This window comes from Afipia sp. GW821-FHT04G03, from assembly GCF_059419985.1.
Genome location: NZ_JBWKSV010000002.1, coordinates 100,718 through 116,423, shown reverse-complemented (window position 1 = coordinate 116,423; position 15,706 = coordinate 100,718). Strand labels below are relative to the sequence as shown.

At 63.2% G+C, this 15,706-nt stretch carries 13 protein-coding genes and 1 pseudogene; 10 read left to right on the top strand and 4 right to left on the bottom strand.

Features of this window, described 5'->3' with window-relative positions; genetic code table 11:
• The first annotated feature begins 101 nt into the window (after positions 1-101).
• From AC07UB_RS09820 to AC07UB_RS09805, 4 genes are read left to right on the top strand one after another with little or no spacing between them, the layout of a single operon-like run.
• Entirely contained in the window at positions 102-974 is an 873-nt protein-coding gene (locus AC07UB_RS09820; RefSeq protein ID WP_492791659.1) for a branched-chain amino acid ABC transporter permease, read from the top strand.
• Between the two features lie 4 nt (positions 975-978).
• Positions 979-2,007, top strand: coding sequence for a branched-chain amino acid ABC transporter permease (locus AC07UB_RS09815; RefSeq protein ID WP_494652795.1), 1,029 nt, complete (start codon positions 979-981; stop codon positions 2,005-2,007).
• Positions 2,000-2,782 (top strand): ABC transporter ATP-binding protein, encoded by a 783-nt coding sequence (locus tag AC07UB_RS09810; protein WP_492791661.1) that lies wholly within the window; start codon positions 2,000-2,002, stop codon positions 2,780-2,782. The genes AC07UB_RS09815 and AC07UB_RS09810 overlap by 8 nt, the downstream gene beginning before the upstream one ends.
• Entirely contained in the window at positions 2,779-3,489 is a 711-nt protein-coding gene (locus tag AC07UB_RS09805; protein WP_492791662.1) for an ABC transporter ATP-binding protein, read from the top strand. The genes AC07UB_RS09810 and AC07UB_RS09805 overlap by 4 nt, the downstream gene beginning before the upstream one ends.
• Before the next feature lie 74 nt (positions 3,490-3,563).
• Here the strand turns inward: AC07UB_RS09805 and AC07UB_RS09800 are convergent, their stop codons facing one another.
• Positions 3,564-4,103: a hypothetical protein gene (locus AC07UB_RS09800; RefSeq protein WP_492791663.1), complete on the bottom strand. Its 540-nt coding sequence runs from the start codon at positions 4,101-4,103 to the stop codon at positions 3,564-3,566.
• A pseudogene (locus AC07UB_RS09795) lies at positions 4,100-5,035 on the bottom strand (helix-turn-helix transcriptional regulator); the annotation flags it as partial. The pseudogene AC07UB_RS09795 and the gene AC07UB_RS09800, both read right to left, overlap by 4 nt.
• A 145-nt stretch (positions 5,036-5,180) precedes the next feature.
• Between AC07UB_RS09795 and AC07UB_RS09790 the strand changes: the two are divergent.
• The 5 genes from AC07UB_RS09790 (at position 5,181) to boxA (ending at position 12,081) form a co-directional block, all read left to right on the top strand.
• The gene (locus AC07UB_RS09790) at positions 5,181-6,719 is read left to right on the top strand and encodes a benzoate-CoA ligase family protein (protein WP_492791664.1); all 1,539 of its coding nucleotides are present in this window, start codon (positions 5,181-5,183) and stop codon (positions 6,717-6,719) included.
• An 18-nt stretch (positions 6,720-6,737) separates the two neighbouring features.
• Entirely contained in the window at positions 6,738-7,556 is an 819-nt protein-coding gene (locus tag AC07UB_RS09785) for an alpha/beta fold hydrolase (protein ID WP_494652793.1), read from the top strand.
• Positions 7,557-7,660: 104 nt separating this feature from the next.
• Positions 7,661-9,349, top strand: a complete 1,689-nt coding sequence (gene boxC, locus AC07UB_RS09780; protein ID WP_494652791.1) for a 2,3-epoxybenzoyl-CoA dihydrolase — start codon at positions 7,661-7,663, stop codon at positions 9,347-9,349.
• A 65-nt stretch (positions 9,350-9,414) separates the two neighbouring features.
• Positions 9,415-10,860, top strand: a complete 1,446-nt coding sequence (gene boxB / locus AC07UB_RS09775) for a benzoyl-CoA 2,3-epoxidase subunit BoxB (protein WP_494652789.1) — start codon at positions 9,415-9,417, stop codon at positions 10,858-10,860.
• A 12-nt stretch (positions 10,861-10,872) separates the two neighbouring features.
• Positions 10,873-12,081 carry a benzoyl-CoA 2,3-epoxidase subunit BoxA gene (boxA, locus tag AC07UB_RS09770; RefSeq protein WP_494652787.1) on the top strand — a complete coding sequence of 403 codons (1,209 nt, stop codon included), beginning with the start codon at positions 10,873-10,875 and terminating at the stop codon, positions 12,079-12,081.
• A gap of 73 nt (positions 12,082-12,154) precedes the next feature.
• Here boxA and AC07UB_RS09765 read toward each other — a convergent pair whose 3' ends face one another.
• Together AC07UB_RS09765 and AC07UB_RS09760 are read right to left on the bottom strand one after the other, a co-directional pair.
• The gene (locus tag AC07UB_RS09765; protein WP_492791669.1) at positions 12,155-12,958 is read right to left on the bottom strand and encodes an SDR family NAD(P)-dependent oxidoreductase; all 804 of its coding nucleotides are present in this window, start codon (positions 12,956-12,958) and stop codon (positions 12,155-12,157) included.
• A 91-nt stretch (positions 12,959-13,049) separates the two neighbouring features.
• Complete coding sequence (locus AC07UB_RS09760; protein WP_492791670.1) at positions 13,050-14,108, bottom strand: polysaccharide deacetylase family protein; 1,059 nt, start codon at positions 14,106-14,108, stop codon at positions 13,050-13,052.
• 202 nt (positions 14,109-14,310) lie between these two features.
• Between AC07UB_RS09760 and AC07UB_RS09755 the strand changes: the two genes are divergently transcribed.
• Complete coding sequence (locus tag AC07UB_RS09755; protein ID WP_492791671.1) at positions 14,311-15,705, top strand: OmpA family protein; 1,395 nt, start codon at positions 14,311-14,313, stop codon at positions 15,703-15,705.
• Position 15,706: the final 1 nt, after the last annotated feature.

The window sequence follows — 15,706 nt, the reverse complement described above, 5'->3', positions numbered from 1 at the left end:
GACAAAAGTTCATCGAGCGATGGATTGCCGGGTCAAGCCCGGCAATGACGGCCTGATATTGTTGAAAGCCTCTTTATGATTGCTTCGTCCGGAATTTCGCAATGGACCTCGTGACGCTCGGCGTTCAGCTTCTGAATGCGATCCAGTATGGAATGGTCCTGTTCCTGGTCGCCAGCGGATTGACGCTGGTGTTCGGCATTCTCGGCGTCATCAATCTTGCGCACGGCGCGTTCTACATGCTGGGCGCGTATCTGGCCTACTGGATCGCGGCCTATACCGGCAGCTTCTGGATCGCGCTGGCCGGCGGCGTGGCCATCGCTTTCGTGGTCGGGCTGCTGCTGGAAACGGTTTTCATCCGCAGGCTTTATGGCCGCGATCATCTCGCGCAGGTGCTGCTGTCGTTCGGTCTCATCCTGGTGATCGATGAAGTCCGGCAACTGCTGTTCGGCAAGGATGTGCATTCGGTGCTGCCGCCGGAAGGGCTGCGCGGCGCCATCCAGCTTACCGACAACCTGTCGTATCCGGTTTATCGGCTGGCGATCTGCGTGTTCTGCCTGATCGCTGCCGCCGTGATCTTCCTTGTCATCACGCGCACGAAAATCGGCATGATCGTGCGCGCAGGCGCGGAGAACCGCGAGATGACGCGCACCCTCGGCATCAATTTCGATACCGTGAACCGCTACGTGTTCGCGGTCGGCATCGCGCTCGCCGCTCTCGGCGGCATCGTCGTTGCGCCGGTATCGACTGTCTATCCCGGGATGGGCGACAGCATGCTCATTCTGTCGTTCGTGGTGGTCGTGCTCGGCGGCATCGGCTCGATCGGCGGCGCGGCCATCGGCGCGCTCCTGATCGGCCTTACCGATACATTCGGCAAGGTGTTCTTCCCGAGCGTGTCCAGCGTTCTGATTTACGTGCTGATGGCGGCGGTTCTGCTCTGGCGTCCGAACGGCATTCTCGGCCGGCGGGAGATTTGACCGCATGAATGCGCAAACAAATTCGCGCGTGTGGTTGGTTCCCGCGATCCTTCTCGCGCTCGCCGTCGCGCTGCCGTTCATAGCACCAACATACTATGTGCAGTTCGTCAGCAAGGCGCTCATCATGGGCATCCTGGCGATGTCGCTCAATCTGGTGGTCGGTTATGGCGGACTGGTAAGCCTGTGCCACGCCGCCTTCTTCGGCATCGCGGGTTATGTGCTGGCGCTGGCCTCGCCGAAATACGATCCCGCCTCATTGTGGTGGACGCTGCCGCTCGGGGTCGCGGTGTCCGCCGCCGCCGCCGCCGCTATCGGCTCGCTCGCGCTGCGCACGCGCGGCATCTACTTCATCATGGTGACGCTGGCCTTCGGCGAGATGCTGTTCTTCCTATTTCACGATGCCAAGTTCGCCGGCGGTTCCGACGGCGCATTCATCTACAACAAGCCGTCGATGATGCTCGGCAACATCACGCTGCTCAATCTCGAAAAGCCGCTGGCCTATTACTTCGTGGTGCTGGCGGTGATGGTGGCGGTGATCGCGTTGCTCACCATGATCGTGCGCTCGCCGTTCGGCCATGCGCTGGCGGCGGCGCGCGACAACGAGCGCCGCGCGCGTGCCTTGGGCTTCCCGGTGTTCCGTGTGCGGCTGACCGCTTTCATCATCTCGGGCGCGATTGCCGGGATCGCGGGCTATTTCGCCGCCGCGCAATTCGGCTTCGTCGCGCCGCAGATGCTGGGCTGGCATCTGTCGGCCACGGTGCTGGTGATGGTGCTGATCGGCGGATTGCGCTCGGTGGCGGGGCCGCTGATCGGCGCGCTGGTGCTGATCGGGCTGGAAGAAGTGCTGAAGGCGCTTACCGAACACTGGAAGCTTGCCGAAGGCCTGATCATCATCCTGATCGTGCTGGCGCTGCCGAACGGCGTGCGTGACCTGCTCAACATGATTCTTCCGGCGCAGGATGTGGAGTCGGACAAGGATGTCCCGAAGCAATCCGTCCCCGTTTCCAAAGCGACGGAGGCTCGTCATGGCTGAGCCGCAAATCGCGCTTCGCGCGACAGGTCTGAAGAAACATTTCGGCGGGCTCACGGCCGTCGCGGATGTCTCGCTCGACGTTCATGTCGGCGAAATCCATGCCGTGATCGGGCCGAACGGCGCGGGCAAATCCACGCTGATCAATCTTCTGTCCGGCGACCTCACGCCGAGCGCGGGAGAGGTTCTGCTGAGCGGCCAGACCGCTTCCGGATTTCAGGACATCACGCGGTTCGCGCCGGATCGCCGCGCCCGCGCGGGGCTTGGGCGGTCCTATCAGAAGACCACGATCTTCCCGCAGTTCACCGCGCAGGAGAACGTGCGGCTGGCGGCGCAGGCCCATGCCGCGTCGCCGCTGAAAATGTTCGGCAACGTGTTTTCAGACGCTGATGTCAATCACCGCACAACTGACGCGCTGGAGCAGGCCGGACTCGCGGCGCGCGCGCGGATGATCGCCACGCATCTGTCCCACGGCGAACAGCGGCAGCTCGAGATCGCGATGGTGCTGGCGACGCAGCCGCGCATCATCCTGCTCGATGAGCCGCTTGCGGGCATGGGCCAATCCGAAGCGCGCAAGGTAGTCGACCTGATCGCGTCGCTGAAGAAAGGCCGCGCGGTGCTGGTGGTCGAACATGACATGGATGCGGTGTTCGAACTGGCGGATCGCCTGACGGTGATGGCGGACGGCCATGTCATCGCCAGCGGATCGCCGCAGCAGGTTCGCGTCGATCCCGCCGTGCGCGTCGCATATCTCGGCGTCGAGGAGGCCGCGGCATGAGCGCACTTCTCGATGTGCAGAAACTCGAGGCGTTCTACGGCGCGGGGCAGGTGCTGCACGGCATCGGCTTCACGATTGCACGCGGCGAACAGGTGGCGCTGCTTGGCCGCAACGGCATGGGCAAGACCACGCTGTTGCGTTCGCTGATGGGGCTGGTCGCCGACCGGCGCGGGAAAGTCGATCTCAATGGCCGCGACATCATGCGGGCAGCACCGGAGATGATCGCGCGCGCCGGCGTGGCGCTGGTGCCGGAAGGCCGCGGCGTTTTCGGATCGTTGTCGGTGGTTGAAAATCTCATCATGGCCGCGCGGCCCGGCACCGACGGACGCCGGGTCTGGACGCTGGACAAGATCTACGAGTTGTTTCCGCGCCTGCATGCGCGGCGCACCAACGGCGGGCATCAACTGTCAGGCGGCGAGCAGCAGATGCTCACCATCGGTCGCGCGCTGATGACCAATCCCGACCTGATCCTGATCGACGAGGCCACCGAAGGCCTTGCGCCGCTCGTTGCTAAGGACATCTGGAAGACGCTCGGCGTGATCCGCGCCGAAGGCGTCGCGACCATCGTGGTCGACAAGGATTTTCGCAGCCTGTCGAAAATCGCCGACCGCATGGTGATGCTGTCGAAGGGCACCGTGGTGTTCGACGGCACGCCCGCTGTGCTGGCGGAGAAACAGGAACTGCTGGAGCAACATCTCGGAGTGTGAGGCGGCGCGGTAATTCTTGCCGTCACCCGGTAGCGAAGCTCGCAAGAGCTCGCACCTCAGGATGACGACAGGGATTAATTCGCGACCACCAGCCCTGCATCGCCCGCATCGACGATATGCCGCTCCACCGGCTGCGGCCATTGCACGACGAGCGCGCCGATCAAATCCTCAAGTCCATCCTCGTCGAACGCATCGTAAAACACCGGCGCATGGGCGCGGGCGATGAAGGCGTGCAGCAGATGCGCGGCGTCGTAGTCGTAGACAATATCCGCCGGCACGATGCCCGCGCGCCGCATCATGAAGCGGCGAAATCCCGTCAGCCTTGCGCGGCTCGCATCGAGCGCGGCGAACGACAGCACCAGCGCCTCGTGCGCGATGCACGGGCCGTCCTGCATCCGGTCGAGCATCGGCAGCGCGTTGGCGGCGATGACGTCGTCAAGGTTTCGGAAATCGTTCGACATGTCGGAGGGATGCAGCGTGTTGCGCACGACGATCATGCCTGCTGCTTTGAGCCCGCGCGCGGCCAGCACATCCGCCAGCGTCCGCGTGTGCCGTTTCGCTCCGGCTCCGGTCGTCGCAGTCGGCGGTTCGATGATGTCCAGAGCGGCGCTCATCGCGCGGCGACGGTGCGCGGAGCTGCGGCAAGCGATTGTTTCGCCAGCATGGGCGCGACGGTTTCAGCCAGACGCGCGGCAGCCGCCTCGATGCCGAGGCCCGCCGTATCGACCTGCGCGGCGGCGCGCGCATAGAGCGGTTCGCGGCTCAAGAGGATGGTGCGCAGTTCCTGCATCGCGGAGCGGTCGTCGGCCATCGGCCGCAAATCGCCCTGCTTGCGCACGCGCCCCATGTGCTCTTCAGGTTTCGCCTTCAGCCACACCGTGTAGAACGACGACAGCACCAGATCGAACGTCACCGGCTCGGAGACGATGCCGCCGCCGGTCGCCAGCACGATCGGCTCGTTGCGGGCCAGCAGTTGCGCCAGCGCGGCCTGCTCCATGCGGCGGAAGCCTTCCTGGCCGTAGAGCGCGATGATTTCGGCGACGGAGAGGCCGTTCTGCTGCTCGATCTCCTTGTTGAGCTCGATGAAGGTCCAGCCGATCTTTTTCGCCAGCAATTTTCCGAGCGTCGACTTGCCCGCGCCGCGCAGGCCGATCAGTGCAATGCCTGCGAAACTGTTGCCGTGCCGCGCCGATCCGTTGCCCGAGAGAATATCCTTGGCCTGCGCGATCTGGGCCGGCGTCGCGTTGCGCATCAGGTCGCGGATCACCAGCCAGTCCGGGCTCGTGTCGGCGGTCGGGATCAGATCCTCCACATGCGCGCCCATCGCGGCCGACACCCGCCGCAGCAGCACGATGGAGACGTTGCCCTTGCCGCTTTCGAGCTGCGCGATGTAGCGCTCGGAGATTCCGGACACCTTGGCGAGCACCTTGCGCGACATGCCGCGCAGCGCGCGCATGGTGCGGACGCGCTGGCCAAGTTGTTCAAGAAACTGGTTTTCCGGCTCTGCCTGCAAGGTCATGTCGTGTTTCGGATCCCGGTCATTCGCAGATCAACCTGAAACATAATGCCGGAAAAGGTTGACAGCAAGCGCGTAGGGTGACTTTATGTGAATTATAATTCTAAATTAGAAACGTGGAGCGAAACGCCGTGGGCATCGGGATGGGGCCGGGCATCAGCCCGGCATGGAAGTCATGAGCGATTCACCCGGCACATACAATGCCGTGACCTATCTGCTCGACCGCAATGTGGATGCGGGGCGCGGGGCCAAGGTCGTGTTCAAGGATCCGGTCTCCGAGATCACCTATGGCGCGTTGCAGGCGCAGACGCGGCGGCTTGCGAATGTGCTGAAGCGCCTCGGCGTGCGGCGGGAAGAGCGCGTCGCGATGATGATGCTCGACACCGTCGATTTTCCCGTCGTGTTTTTGGGCGCGATCCGCGCCGGCATCGTGCCGGTGCCGCTCAACACGCTGCTGACCGCCGAACAATACGCCTACGTGCTGGCGGATTGCCGCGCGCGGGTTCTCTTTATCTCCGAGGCGCTGCTGCCGGTGGTCAAGGATGTGCTCGGCCGGATGCCGGACTTGCAGCATGTCGTTGTCTCCGGCGCGGCTGCAAACGGCTATCTGTCGCTGAAGGATGAACTCGCGAAAGAGAGCGATCAATTCGCGACCGCAGCGACCCATCCCGACGAGCCTGCGTTCTGGCTCTATTCTTCGGGCTCGACCGGAATGCCGAAAGGCGTGCGTCATCTGCATTCCAATCTTGAGGCGACGGCGGAGACCTATGCGAAAAAAGTTCTCGGCATCCGCGAGGACGATGTGGGTCTCTCGGCGGCGAAACTGTTTTTCGCCTACGGCCTCGGCAACGCGCTGACGTTTCCGATGTCGGTCGGCGCGACCACGATCCTCAATCCCGAGCGCCCGACACCGCAGGTGATGTTCGAGCTGATCCGCAAGCACGACCCGAGCATCTTCTTCGGCGTGCCGACGCTGTTCGCGGCGATGCTGAACGAGGAAGCGTTCAAGAACGAGCCACGCACCAAACGTCTGCGCGTCTGCACCTCCGCCGGCGAGGCACTGCCCGAACTGGTCGGGGAGAACTGGAAGCAGCGTTTCGGGGTCGATATTCTCGACGGCGTCGGCTCCACCGAACTCTTGCACATCTTTCTGTCCAACGCGCCGGGCGACATCAAGTACGGCACATCGGGCAAGCCCGTGCCGGGCTATGCGGTGCGCCTTGTCAATGACACGGGCGCGGATGTGCCGGACGGCGAAGTCGGCGAACTGATCGTCAATGCGCCATCGGCGGGCGAGGGCTACTGGAACCAGCGCAGCAAGAGCCGCCAGACATTCGAGGGCGGCTGGACCCGCACCGGCGACAAGTACACGCGCGATGCGGAAGGCCGTTACACCTACTGTGGCCGTTCCGACGACATGTTCAAGGTCTCCGGCATCTGGGTGTCGCCGTTCGAAGTCGAGAGCGCGCTGATCACCCATCCGGCCGTGGCGGAAGCCGCCGTGGTGCCTGCGGAAGATTCCGAGGGCCTGCTGAAGCCGAAAGCGTTCGTCGTGCTGAAGCAGGGTGCGTCGGTGAGCGACCTCAACGGCGCTCTGAAGGAGCACGTCAAGCAGAAGATCGGGCCGTGGAAATATCCGCGCTGGATCGAGGTGGTGGAGAGCTTGCCGAAAACCGCGACCGGAAAAATCCAGCGCTTCAAGCTGCGCGGCTGATAATAAGGGACAACGACAATGACGCTGCAACCCTCCGGCACGCTGGCTATCGGTGCGAGCGAACTCGAATACCGCATGATCGGGCCGATGCCTGACAAGGCGCCGACCATCGTGATGCTTCATGAAGGTCTTGGCTCGGTCGGGCTGTGGGGCGACTTTCCCGAGAAGCTGCAAGCCGCCACCGGCGCCGGCGTGTTCGTTTATTCGCGCGCGGGTTACGGCAACTCCTCGCCTGCGAAGCTGCCGCGTCCGCTGAACTTCATGGAGATTGAAGCACTCGAGGTGTTGCCGAAGGTGCTCGACGCCATCGGCTTCCGGCGCGGATTGCTGCTCGGCCATTCCGATGGCGCGTCGATCGCAACGATCTATGCCGGCGGGGTGCAGGATCACCGCGTGCGCGGCGTCATGCTGATCGCGCCGCATTTTATTGTCGAGGAATTCGGGCTCGCCTCTATCGCGAAGACCAAACAGAATTACGATACCGCCGATCTCAAGCCGAAACTCGCGCGCTGGCACAAGGATGCCGACAACGCTTTCAACGGCTGGGCCGATGTCTGGCTCGATCCGAAATTCCGCGACTGGGATATTTCGGAATCCCTTGCCTATGTGCGTGTGCCCGTCGCGATCATCCAGGGCGCGGACGATCAGTACGGCACGCTGCGGCACATCGAGATCGCGGAGGCCGAGTGCTATTGCCCGGTGGACGCGACGATCATTCCCGACGCGGGGCATTCCCCTCAACGCGAAGCACCCGAGATGACCCTGAAAGCGGCGGCGGAATTCGCGAACCGGCTGTTGTCCCTGCATGGCGAAGGCGCCCTGGAGCGCGCTGCCTGACATGCATAAAAATGCATGTTTATGGCAGTATACCGCTGGACAGGGGTAAAAAACTGCACTATTGTGCATTATAATTCAGATTTCAGCCATATCGAGGATTACTCATGGCCGCCGAAGACCGGAAACTCGCCAACAGCGCGACCTTTATCGATTTCCAGACCGAGCCGTCGAAATACCGGCATTGGAAGCTCGATGTCGCGGGCGATGTTGCCACCCTGACCATGGATGTGGACGAGAACGGCGGCCTGTTCGAGGGCTATCTTCTCAAGCTCAATTCCTACGACCTCGGCGTCGACATCGAACTGGCGGACGCCGTGCAGCGGCTGCGCTTCGAGCATCCGGGCGTGAAGGCGGTGGTGATGCGCTCCGGCAAGAACCGCGTGTTTTGCGCCGGCGCGAATATCCGGATGCTCGCCGGATCGACCCACGCGCATAAAGTGAACTTCTGCAAATTCACCAACGAGACCCGCAACGGCCTCGAAGACTCCAGCGAGAATTCGGGCCAGCGTTTCATCACTGTCGTGAACGGCACTGCGGCGGGCGGCGGCTACGAACTTGCGCTCGCCACCGATCATATCATCATGGCGGACGATGGCGCAGCCGCGGTCGCGCTACCCGAGGTGCCGCTGCTCGCGGTGCTGCCCGGCACCGGCGGCCTCACGCGCGTGGTCGACAAGCGCAAGGTGCGTCGCGACCATGCGGATTTCTTCTGCACCATCGAGGAAGGCATCAAGGGCAAGCGCGCCGTGCAGTGGCGGCTGGTGGACGAAATCGTGTCCAACTCCAAGCTCGAAGCCAAGGTCGCGGATCGGGCGAAAGAATTCGCCGCAAGCTCGAAGCGCAACGGCGAGGGCAGCGGCATCGCGCTGAAACCGCTGAAGCGCGAGTTCACCGAGAACGGTATCCGCTATGGCTTCGTCAGCGTCGATCTCAACCGCCCCGAGCGCATCGCGACCATCACGATCAAGGCGCCGGAAAAGGATGCGCCTGCCGATGTCGCGGGCATGACGGCGCAGGGTGCGGACTTCTGGCCGTTGCAGGTGGCGCGCGAACTCGACGACGCGATTCTTCATTTGCGTATCAACGAGCTTGAGACGGCGATGTTCGTGTTCAAGTCGCACGGCGAGCGTGCGCGGGTGCTGGCGTATGACACTTTCCTCGATGCCAACAAGTCGCACTGGCTGGTCAACGAAATTCGGCATTACTGGAAGCGCGTGCTCAAGCGCGTCGACGTCACCTCGCGCACGCTGGTGACGCTTGTTGAGCCTGGCTCGTGCTTCGTCGGCACGCTGGCCGAACTCGTGTTCGCGGCGGACCGCTCCTACATGCTGATCGGTGAGAAGCAGGGCGACAACCGAGCGCCCGCCGAGATCATTCTGTCATCGGCGAATTTCGGCGCCTATCCGATGAGCCACGGGCTGACGCGGCTGGAGTCGCGGTTTCAGGCCGATCCGTCCGACGTGGACACGGCGAAGGCTAAGATCGGCGAAGCGCTCGACGCCGAGACCGCCGAGGAACTGGGCCTCGTCACCTTCGCGCTCGACGACATCGACTGGGACGACGAGGTGCGCGTGTTCTTCGAGGAGCGCGCGTCGTTTTCCCCCGACAGCCTCACCGGCATGGAAGCGAATTTACGCTTTGCCGGTCCCGAGACCATGGAATCGAAAATCTTCTCGCGCCTCACGGCGTGGCAGAACTGGATTTTCCAGCGCCCGAATGCAGTCGGACCGGAAGGCGCGTTGCTGCGCTACGGCACCGGCGTGAAAGCGCAGTTCGACATGACGCGAGTTTGAGACACTTTCATCGGCCAGCCGCCGCGGCCGATAGCTGAAACAAAAGTGCACAACAGGAGCACGCCATGAACATCATGAACGTCGATTACACCACCAAGATTCCGAACAACGTCAATCTCGCGGAAGACCGTCAGGTGCTGAAAGCGCTCGAAGGCTGGCACCCGGGCTATCTCGACTGGTGGAACGACATGGGGCCGGAAGGTTTCCAGGAATCGCTGGTTTACTTACGTACCGCGATCAGTGTCGACCCGAAGGGCTGGGCCAAGTTCGATTACGTGCGGATGCCAGAATATCGCTGGGGCGTGCTGCTGGCGCCGCAGGACGAACAGCGTCAGGTGAACTTCGGCCAGCACAAGGGCGAGAAGGCGTGGCAGGAAGTGCCGGGCGAGTACCGCGCCATGCTGCGCCGTCTGGTCGTCATTCAGGGCGACACCGAACCCGCCTCCGTCGAGCAGCAGCGGCATCTGGGCAAGACCGCGCCGTCGCTCTACGACATGCGCAATCTGTTTCAGGTCAACGTCGAGGAAGGCCGCCATCTGTGGGCGATGGTGTACCTGTTGCAAAAGTATTTCGGCCGTGACGGCCGCGAGGAAGCAGATGACTTGCTGCGCCGCCGTTCCGGTGACGAGGATGCGCCGCGCATGTTGGGTGCGTTCAACGAAGCCACGCCGGACTGGCTGTCGTTCTTCATGTTCACGTTTTTCACGGACCGCGACGGCAAGATGCAGCTTGAGAGCTTGGCGCAGTCCGGCTTCGATCCGCTGTCGCGCACCTGCCGCTTCATGCTGACCGAAGAAGCGCACCATATGTTCGTCGGCGAGACCGGGGTGAGTCGGATTCTCCAGCGCACTTGCGATGCGATGAAGGAAGCCGGCATCGAAGACCCGAACGAGATCGAGAAGGTCCGTGCGCTCGGTGTCATCGACCTGCCGACCATGCAGAAGAAAATGAACCTGCATTATTCGCTGTCGCTCGATCTGTTCGGATCGGAAGTCTCGACCAACGCCGCGAACTTCTACAATTCCGGTTTGAAGGGCCGCTTCCAGGAAACCAAGATCGACGACGATCACCGTCTGACCAACGACATCTACAAGGTGCTCAAGCTGGTGGACGGCAAGATCACGCTGGTGGACGAGCCGGCATTGACCGCGCTCAACATGCGGCTGCGCGACGACTACACGCTGGATTGCGAGAAGGGCGTGGAGCGCTGGAACAAGGTGATCGAAAAGACCGGCGTCAAGTTCCGACTCGAACTGCCGCACACCGCGTTCCATCGCCAGATCGGCGAGTTCACCAACGTCAACGCGACGCCGAAGGGCGTCATTGTCAGCGACGCGGAGTGGGCGAAGATCAAGCATGACTATCTGCCCTCGGCCGCCGACGGCGATTTCATCTCGTCGCTGATGGAGCCGGTCTCCGAGCCTGGCAAGTTCGCGAACTGGATCGCGCCGCCGAAAGTCGGCATCGACAACAAGCCCGGCGACTTCGAATACGTGAAGATCGCGGCCTGACGGATAAAGCCCATGAACGCGCCGACGCAGGAATTGCTGAAGCAGCACCTCATCGATCCGGAAATATGTATTCGCTGCAATACCTGCGAAGAAACATGTCCGGTCGATGCGGTGACGCATGACGGCAACAACTATGTCGTCGATGCCAGCATCTGCAATCACTGCATGGATTGCATCTCGCCGTGCCCCACCGGCTCGATCGACAACTGGCGCGTGGTGACCAAAGCCTATTCGCTCGAAGAACAGTATTCCTGGGAAGAACTGCCGAAGCAGGAAGAGGTCGCGGCGGTGGCGGTGGGCGAGGGCGGTGCGATTGAGGCGCTGGAGGACGACGTCTCGAAGCTGCTGGAGGAGGCGCGCAAAGGTCTCGGCGGCAAGCCGGTGGCGCCGCATTCCGCCAGCAAGCCGACGGTCAATCTCTACAACCGCAGCAAACCTGCGACGGCGACCGTCACCGGAAATTTCCGCCTCACCGATGCCAATGCCGATTCCGATGTGCGGCATATCATCCTGGACTTCGGCGATCAGAAATTTCCGGTGCTGGAAGGCCAGAGCATCGGCATCGTCGCACCGGGCATGGATGCCAATGGCAAGCCGCATGTTGCGCGGCTCTATTCAGTGGCGTCGCCGCGCGGCGGTGAGAAGCCCAACACCAACAATCTCGCGCTCACCGTGAAGCGCGAGGAGGGCGGCGTCTGCTCGAATTACCTGTGCGACCTGCCGCGCGGCGCGAAGCTGGAAATCACCGGCCCGTTCGGTGCGACCTTCCTGATGCCGGACGATCCCGCCGCAAACATCATCATGATCTGCACCGGCACGGGCTCCGCGCCATTTCGCGGCTTTACCGAGCGCCGTCGCCGCGCGATGCCTGACGCGCCGGGCAGGCTCTTTCTGTTTTTCGGCGCGCGGCGTCCGGAAGAGTTGCCGTATTTCGGGCCGTTGCAGAAAGTGCCTGAGAAGTTGCTGGCGAAATACTTCTGCTATTCGCGCGTGCCGAACGAACCGCGCGTTTATGTGCAGGATCGCATCCGCACCGAGGCCCCGCAGATCGCGGCCCTGCTGCGCGACGAGAAGACCCACGTCTATATCTGCGGCCTCAAGGGCATGGAAAGCGGTGTCGATGAAGCGTTCGCCGACGCCTGCCGCGCGGCGTCACTGGACTGGGCGGCGCTCAAGCCGGCAATGCGCGAAAGCGGGCGTTATCACGTCGAGACGTATTGAAATCTTTTTTCTCACCCGCTCGCCTGACGCTCGCGACCTCTCCCCGTAAACGGGGAGAGGTGGAAGATCGCTCTTACTCCCCCGCGACCGGCAGGCTGAGATTCGCATAGACGATGCCGCCGTCGACCGCGATGGCGTTGCCGACCACATAGTCGCCGGCGCGCGATGCGAGATAAATCGCGATGCCTGCCATGTCCTCCGGCGTGCCGATGCGCTTGGACGGGATCGCCTTCGCAACCGCGTCGCCATGGTCGCGAGCTGCCGTATTCATGTCGGACTCGAACGCGCCCGGGCAGATCGCGGTGACGTTGATATTGTCGTGAATGAGTTTGGCGGCCATTCGGCGCGTCAGATGGATCACCGCCGCCTTGCTCGCCTGATAGGAATAGGTCTCCAGCGGATTGACGGACATGCCGTCGATCGACGCGATGTTGATGACCTTGCCTGGCTTGTCCTTGGTCGCCGCTGCGCGCAGCGGCTTCGCCAGCGCCTTGGTCAGGAAGAACAGCGACTTGACGTTCAGGTTCATCACCTTGTCCCAGCCGGCTTCCGGGAATTCGTCGAACGCAGCACCCCACGCGGCGCCCGCGTTGTTGACCAGAATGTCGATTTTCGGTTCGCGCTTGATGAGTTCGGCCGCGAGCGTCTCGCAGCCCGCGACGGTGGACATGTCGATCGGCAGCGCGATGCACTCGCCGTCATAGGCGGCGGTGAGTTCCTTGGCGGTTTCCTCGCAGGGGCCGGCCTTGCGCGCGGTGATGTAGACCTTCGCAGCGCCCTGGGCGAGAAAGCCCGAAGCGATCATCTTGCCGATGCCGCGCGAGCCGCCGGTGACGACCGCGATGCGGCCCTTCAGTGAAAACAGATCCTTGAACATAACGCCTCCTGTTGCTTTGGCGGCGATATAGCGCCAGCGGCAAGGAGTGAGTCAAGGAATGGCGGGATTGCGGACTCTGTTTGAAACGTGGTTACGCCGCGTCGACGCGGCGGAAGCCGTTCCACATCGCGGTGGCGGCGCCCGAGGTCAGCACCGACAGGAAACGCACGTTCTGATAATTGCCGTTCAGTGAAATGCGCGGCAGCGCCGTCATGTGCGCGGCGTTGCCGGGAAAGATCATGCCGGGGCGCGTCGTGACGGCTGTCTTGAATCCGATCTCGCGGGCGAAGCCGAATTCGCGCGCCGCCGCCGCCGCCCGGTCGCCGTAGGGATAGGCGAAATGCAGCGCGGGCCGCTGCAACTCGTTCTCGATCCGCGCGCGGCTGTCGCGCATCTGATGCACCGCCTCGGCTTCGGTCTCACGCGCCAGATTGCAGTGGCTGATCGTATGCGCGCCGATGCTCACCAGCGGGTCAGCGGCGAATGGCGCAAGCTCCTGCCACGACATGCAAAGCTCGCGCGCGATGGCTGCATCGTCGACGCCATGTTGCGCGCACAGCCGGCTGACCTCGTCCTGCACCAGCTTGTCGTTCGCCATGCCGCGCAGCCAGCCGTGCACCTCGTCGAAAGCGGCCTGCTTGGCGGCGGCGTCGTGTGCGGCCAGACGCACCGTCACGCCGTCGCGCACGATCTCGATGATGTCGGCGCGCGCGATGGCGCGCTCCAGCGCTACCCACCACAATCGGCCGCGTCCGTCGGCGAAATCGCTCGCGACATAGACCGTGAACGGCGCATCATGGTCACGCATCACGGGGAGGGCGTGGTCGCGGTTGTCGCGGTAGCCGTCGTCGAAGGTAAAGCAGGCGAAGCGGCGCGCGAACTCGCGCTCCCGCATCCGGCGGTGGGCTTCATCCATGGAAACGATGTCGACATCCAGCGCGCGGACATGCGCCAGCACCTCGCGGAGGAAATCGGGCGTGATTTCGAGGTGGCGGTTGGGCTGGAACAAATCGTCGCGGGCGGGCCGGACGTGGTGCAGCATGAAGATAGCGCCGACGCCGGCCAGCAGTGGCCGCAGCACGTGATGCGCGCCGGTGAAGTAGAGCGCGTCGAGGCCCGCGCGGATGACGTGATTGCGAAGCTGCTTCATGGCGATGGCTCGGGCCGATCCTTTAGGATCCGACACCGACATGTCGCAGAAACGGTTGAACAAACGGTTATGCGCGCGTCCGAAACAGCGGCCTAAAGCCCGGTTTGACGTTTGCCTGACGGCATGGGGCCCGCGTTCATTTCCAGTTTGACACCCGTGCAAGGGTTTGTTTTGTCTGCACTCTGTCAGGTGAAGGTCCGGAATGAACCGATTAGCAAGTTGGGCGCGAAAATGGGGGCCAGGGCTCATTCCGCTGGCGTTCCTCTGGATCGCGGCGATCTGGACGGGGACTGGGCCGCTTGAGGCCGATCTGGCCGCCCGGTCAAGCGCCGTCCTCAACGATAATGTGCTCGACAAGACCCGCATTACCGTCTCCGGCCGCGACGTTTCGCTGTCGGCGGAGGCGTTCTCGGAAGATGGACGCCGCAGTGCCGCCTCGGAAGTCGAAGCTGTCGCGGGCGTGCGGCTGTTGAATGACGGCACCCGCCTGATCGTCGAAGCCAAACCGTTCCTGTGGTCGGTCGAGCGCGACGTGGTCAGGATCACGCTCGGCGGCAGCGCGCCGCTGCCCGCGAGCAAGGCGCGGCTGGCGGAAGCCACGCGCGCCGTCGCCGGAGGGACCGAAGTGTCGGACCGTATGATCCTGGCCCGTGGCGCGCCGCCGCGTTTCGACAACGCCGCGCTGCTGCTGGTCGATCAGATCGGCAAGCTCAAGGAAGGCAAGATCGCGCTGAGCGACACCAGCGTCAGCCTGAGCGGCCTGGCGCGGGAAATCGGCAGCCGCGAAGCCATCGTGGCCGCGCTGCGCAATCTGCCCGAAGGCTATTCGGTAAAGGAAAATGCGATCAAGGCGCCGCCTTACGTCTTCCAGGCCAACAAGGACCCGGTCGCCAACACGATCACGCTCGCCGGTTATGTGCCGGACAACGCCGTCCACGCCGCCATCGTCGCCGCTGTCGGCCGGAAGTTTTTCTCCGGAAAGCTGGTGGACAATCTCAAGGCCAGCGTCGGCGCGCCGCAGGGGTTCTCGAACGCCGTGGTTGCGGCGCTGGGCGCATTGTCGCGGGTCTCGACCGGGTCGCTGGTGATCTCGGACCGCGAAGTCAAATTGTCGGGTGACGCGCTTTACGCTGTCGCGGCCGATCAGATTCGCGACGGCCTCGGTGGCGAACTGCCGCAGGGCTGGACCTCGAAGGCCGAAGTGTCGGTCAAGCCGGTCGCCAGCGGCGTCGATCCGACGGTCTGCCAGCAACTGTTTTTCGATCTGCTGGGCAAGGCGAGGATCAAGTTCGAATCCGGCCGCGCCACCATCGACAAGGATTCCATGGGGCTGCTCGACCGGCTGATCGAAACCGCGCTGCGTTGCCCGACCGCCAATATCGAGGTCGCGGGCCATACCGACAGCGACGGCGACGACAACACCAATATGGCATTGTCGGAAAAGCGCGCGCAGGCGGTAGCGGATTATCTGATCAAGGCCGGATTGCCGGCGGACCGGCTGAAGGCGGTCGGATACGGCAGTTCGCAGCCCGTTGCCGTCAACGATACCGACGAAGGCAAGGCCAAGAACCGGCGCATCGATTTCGTGGTGAAATGAG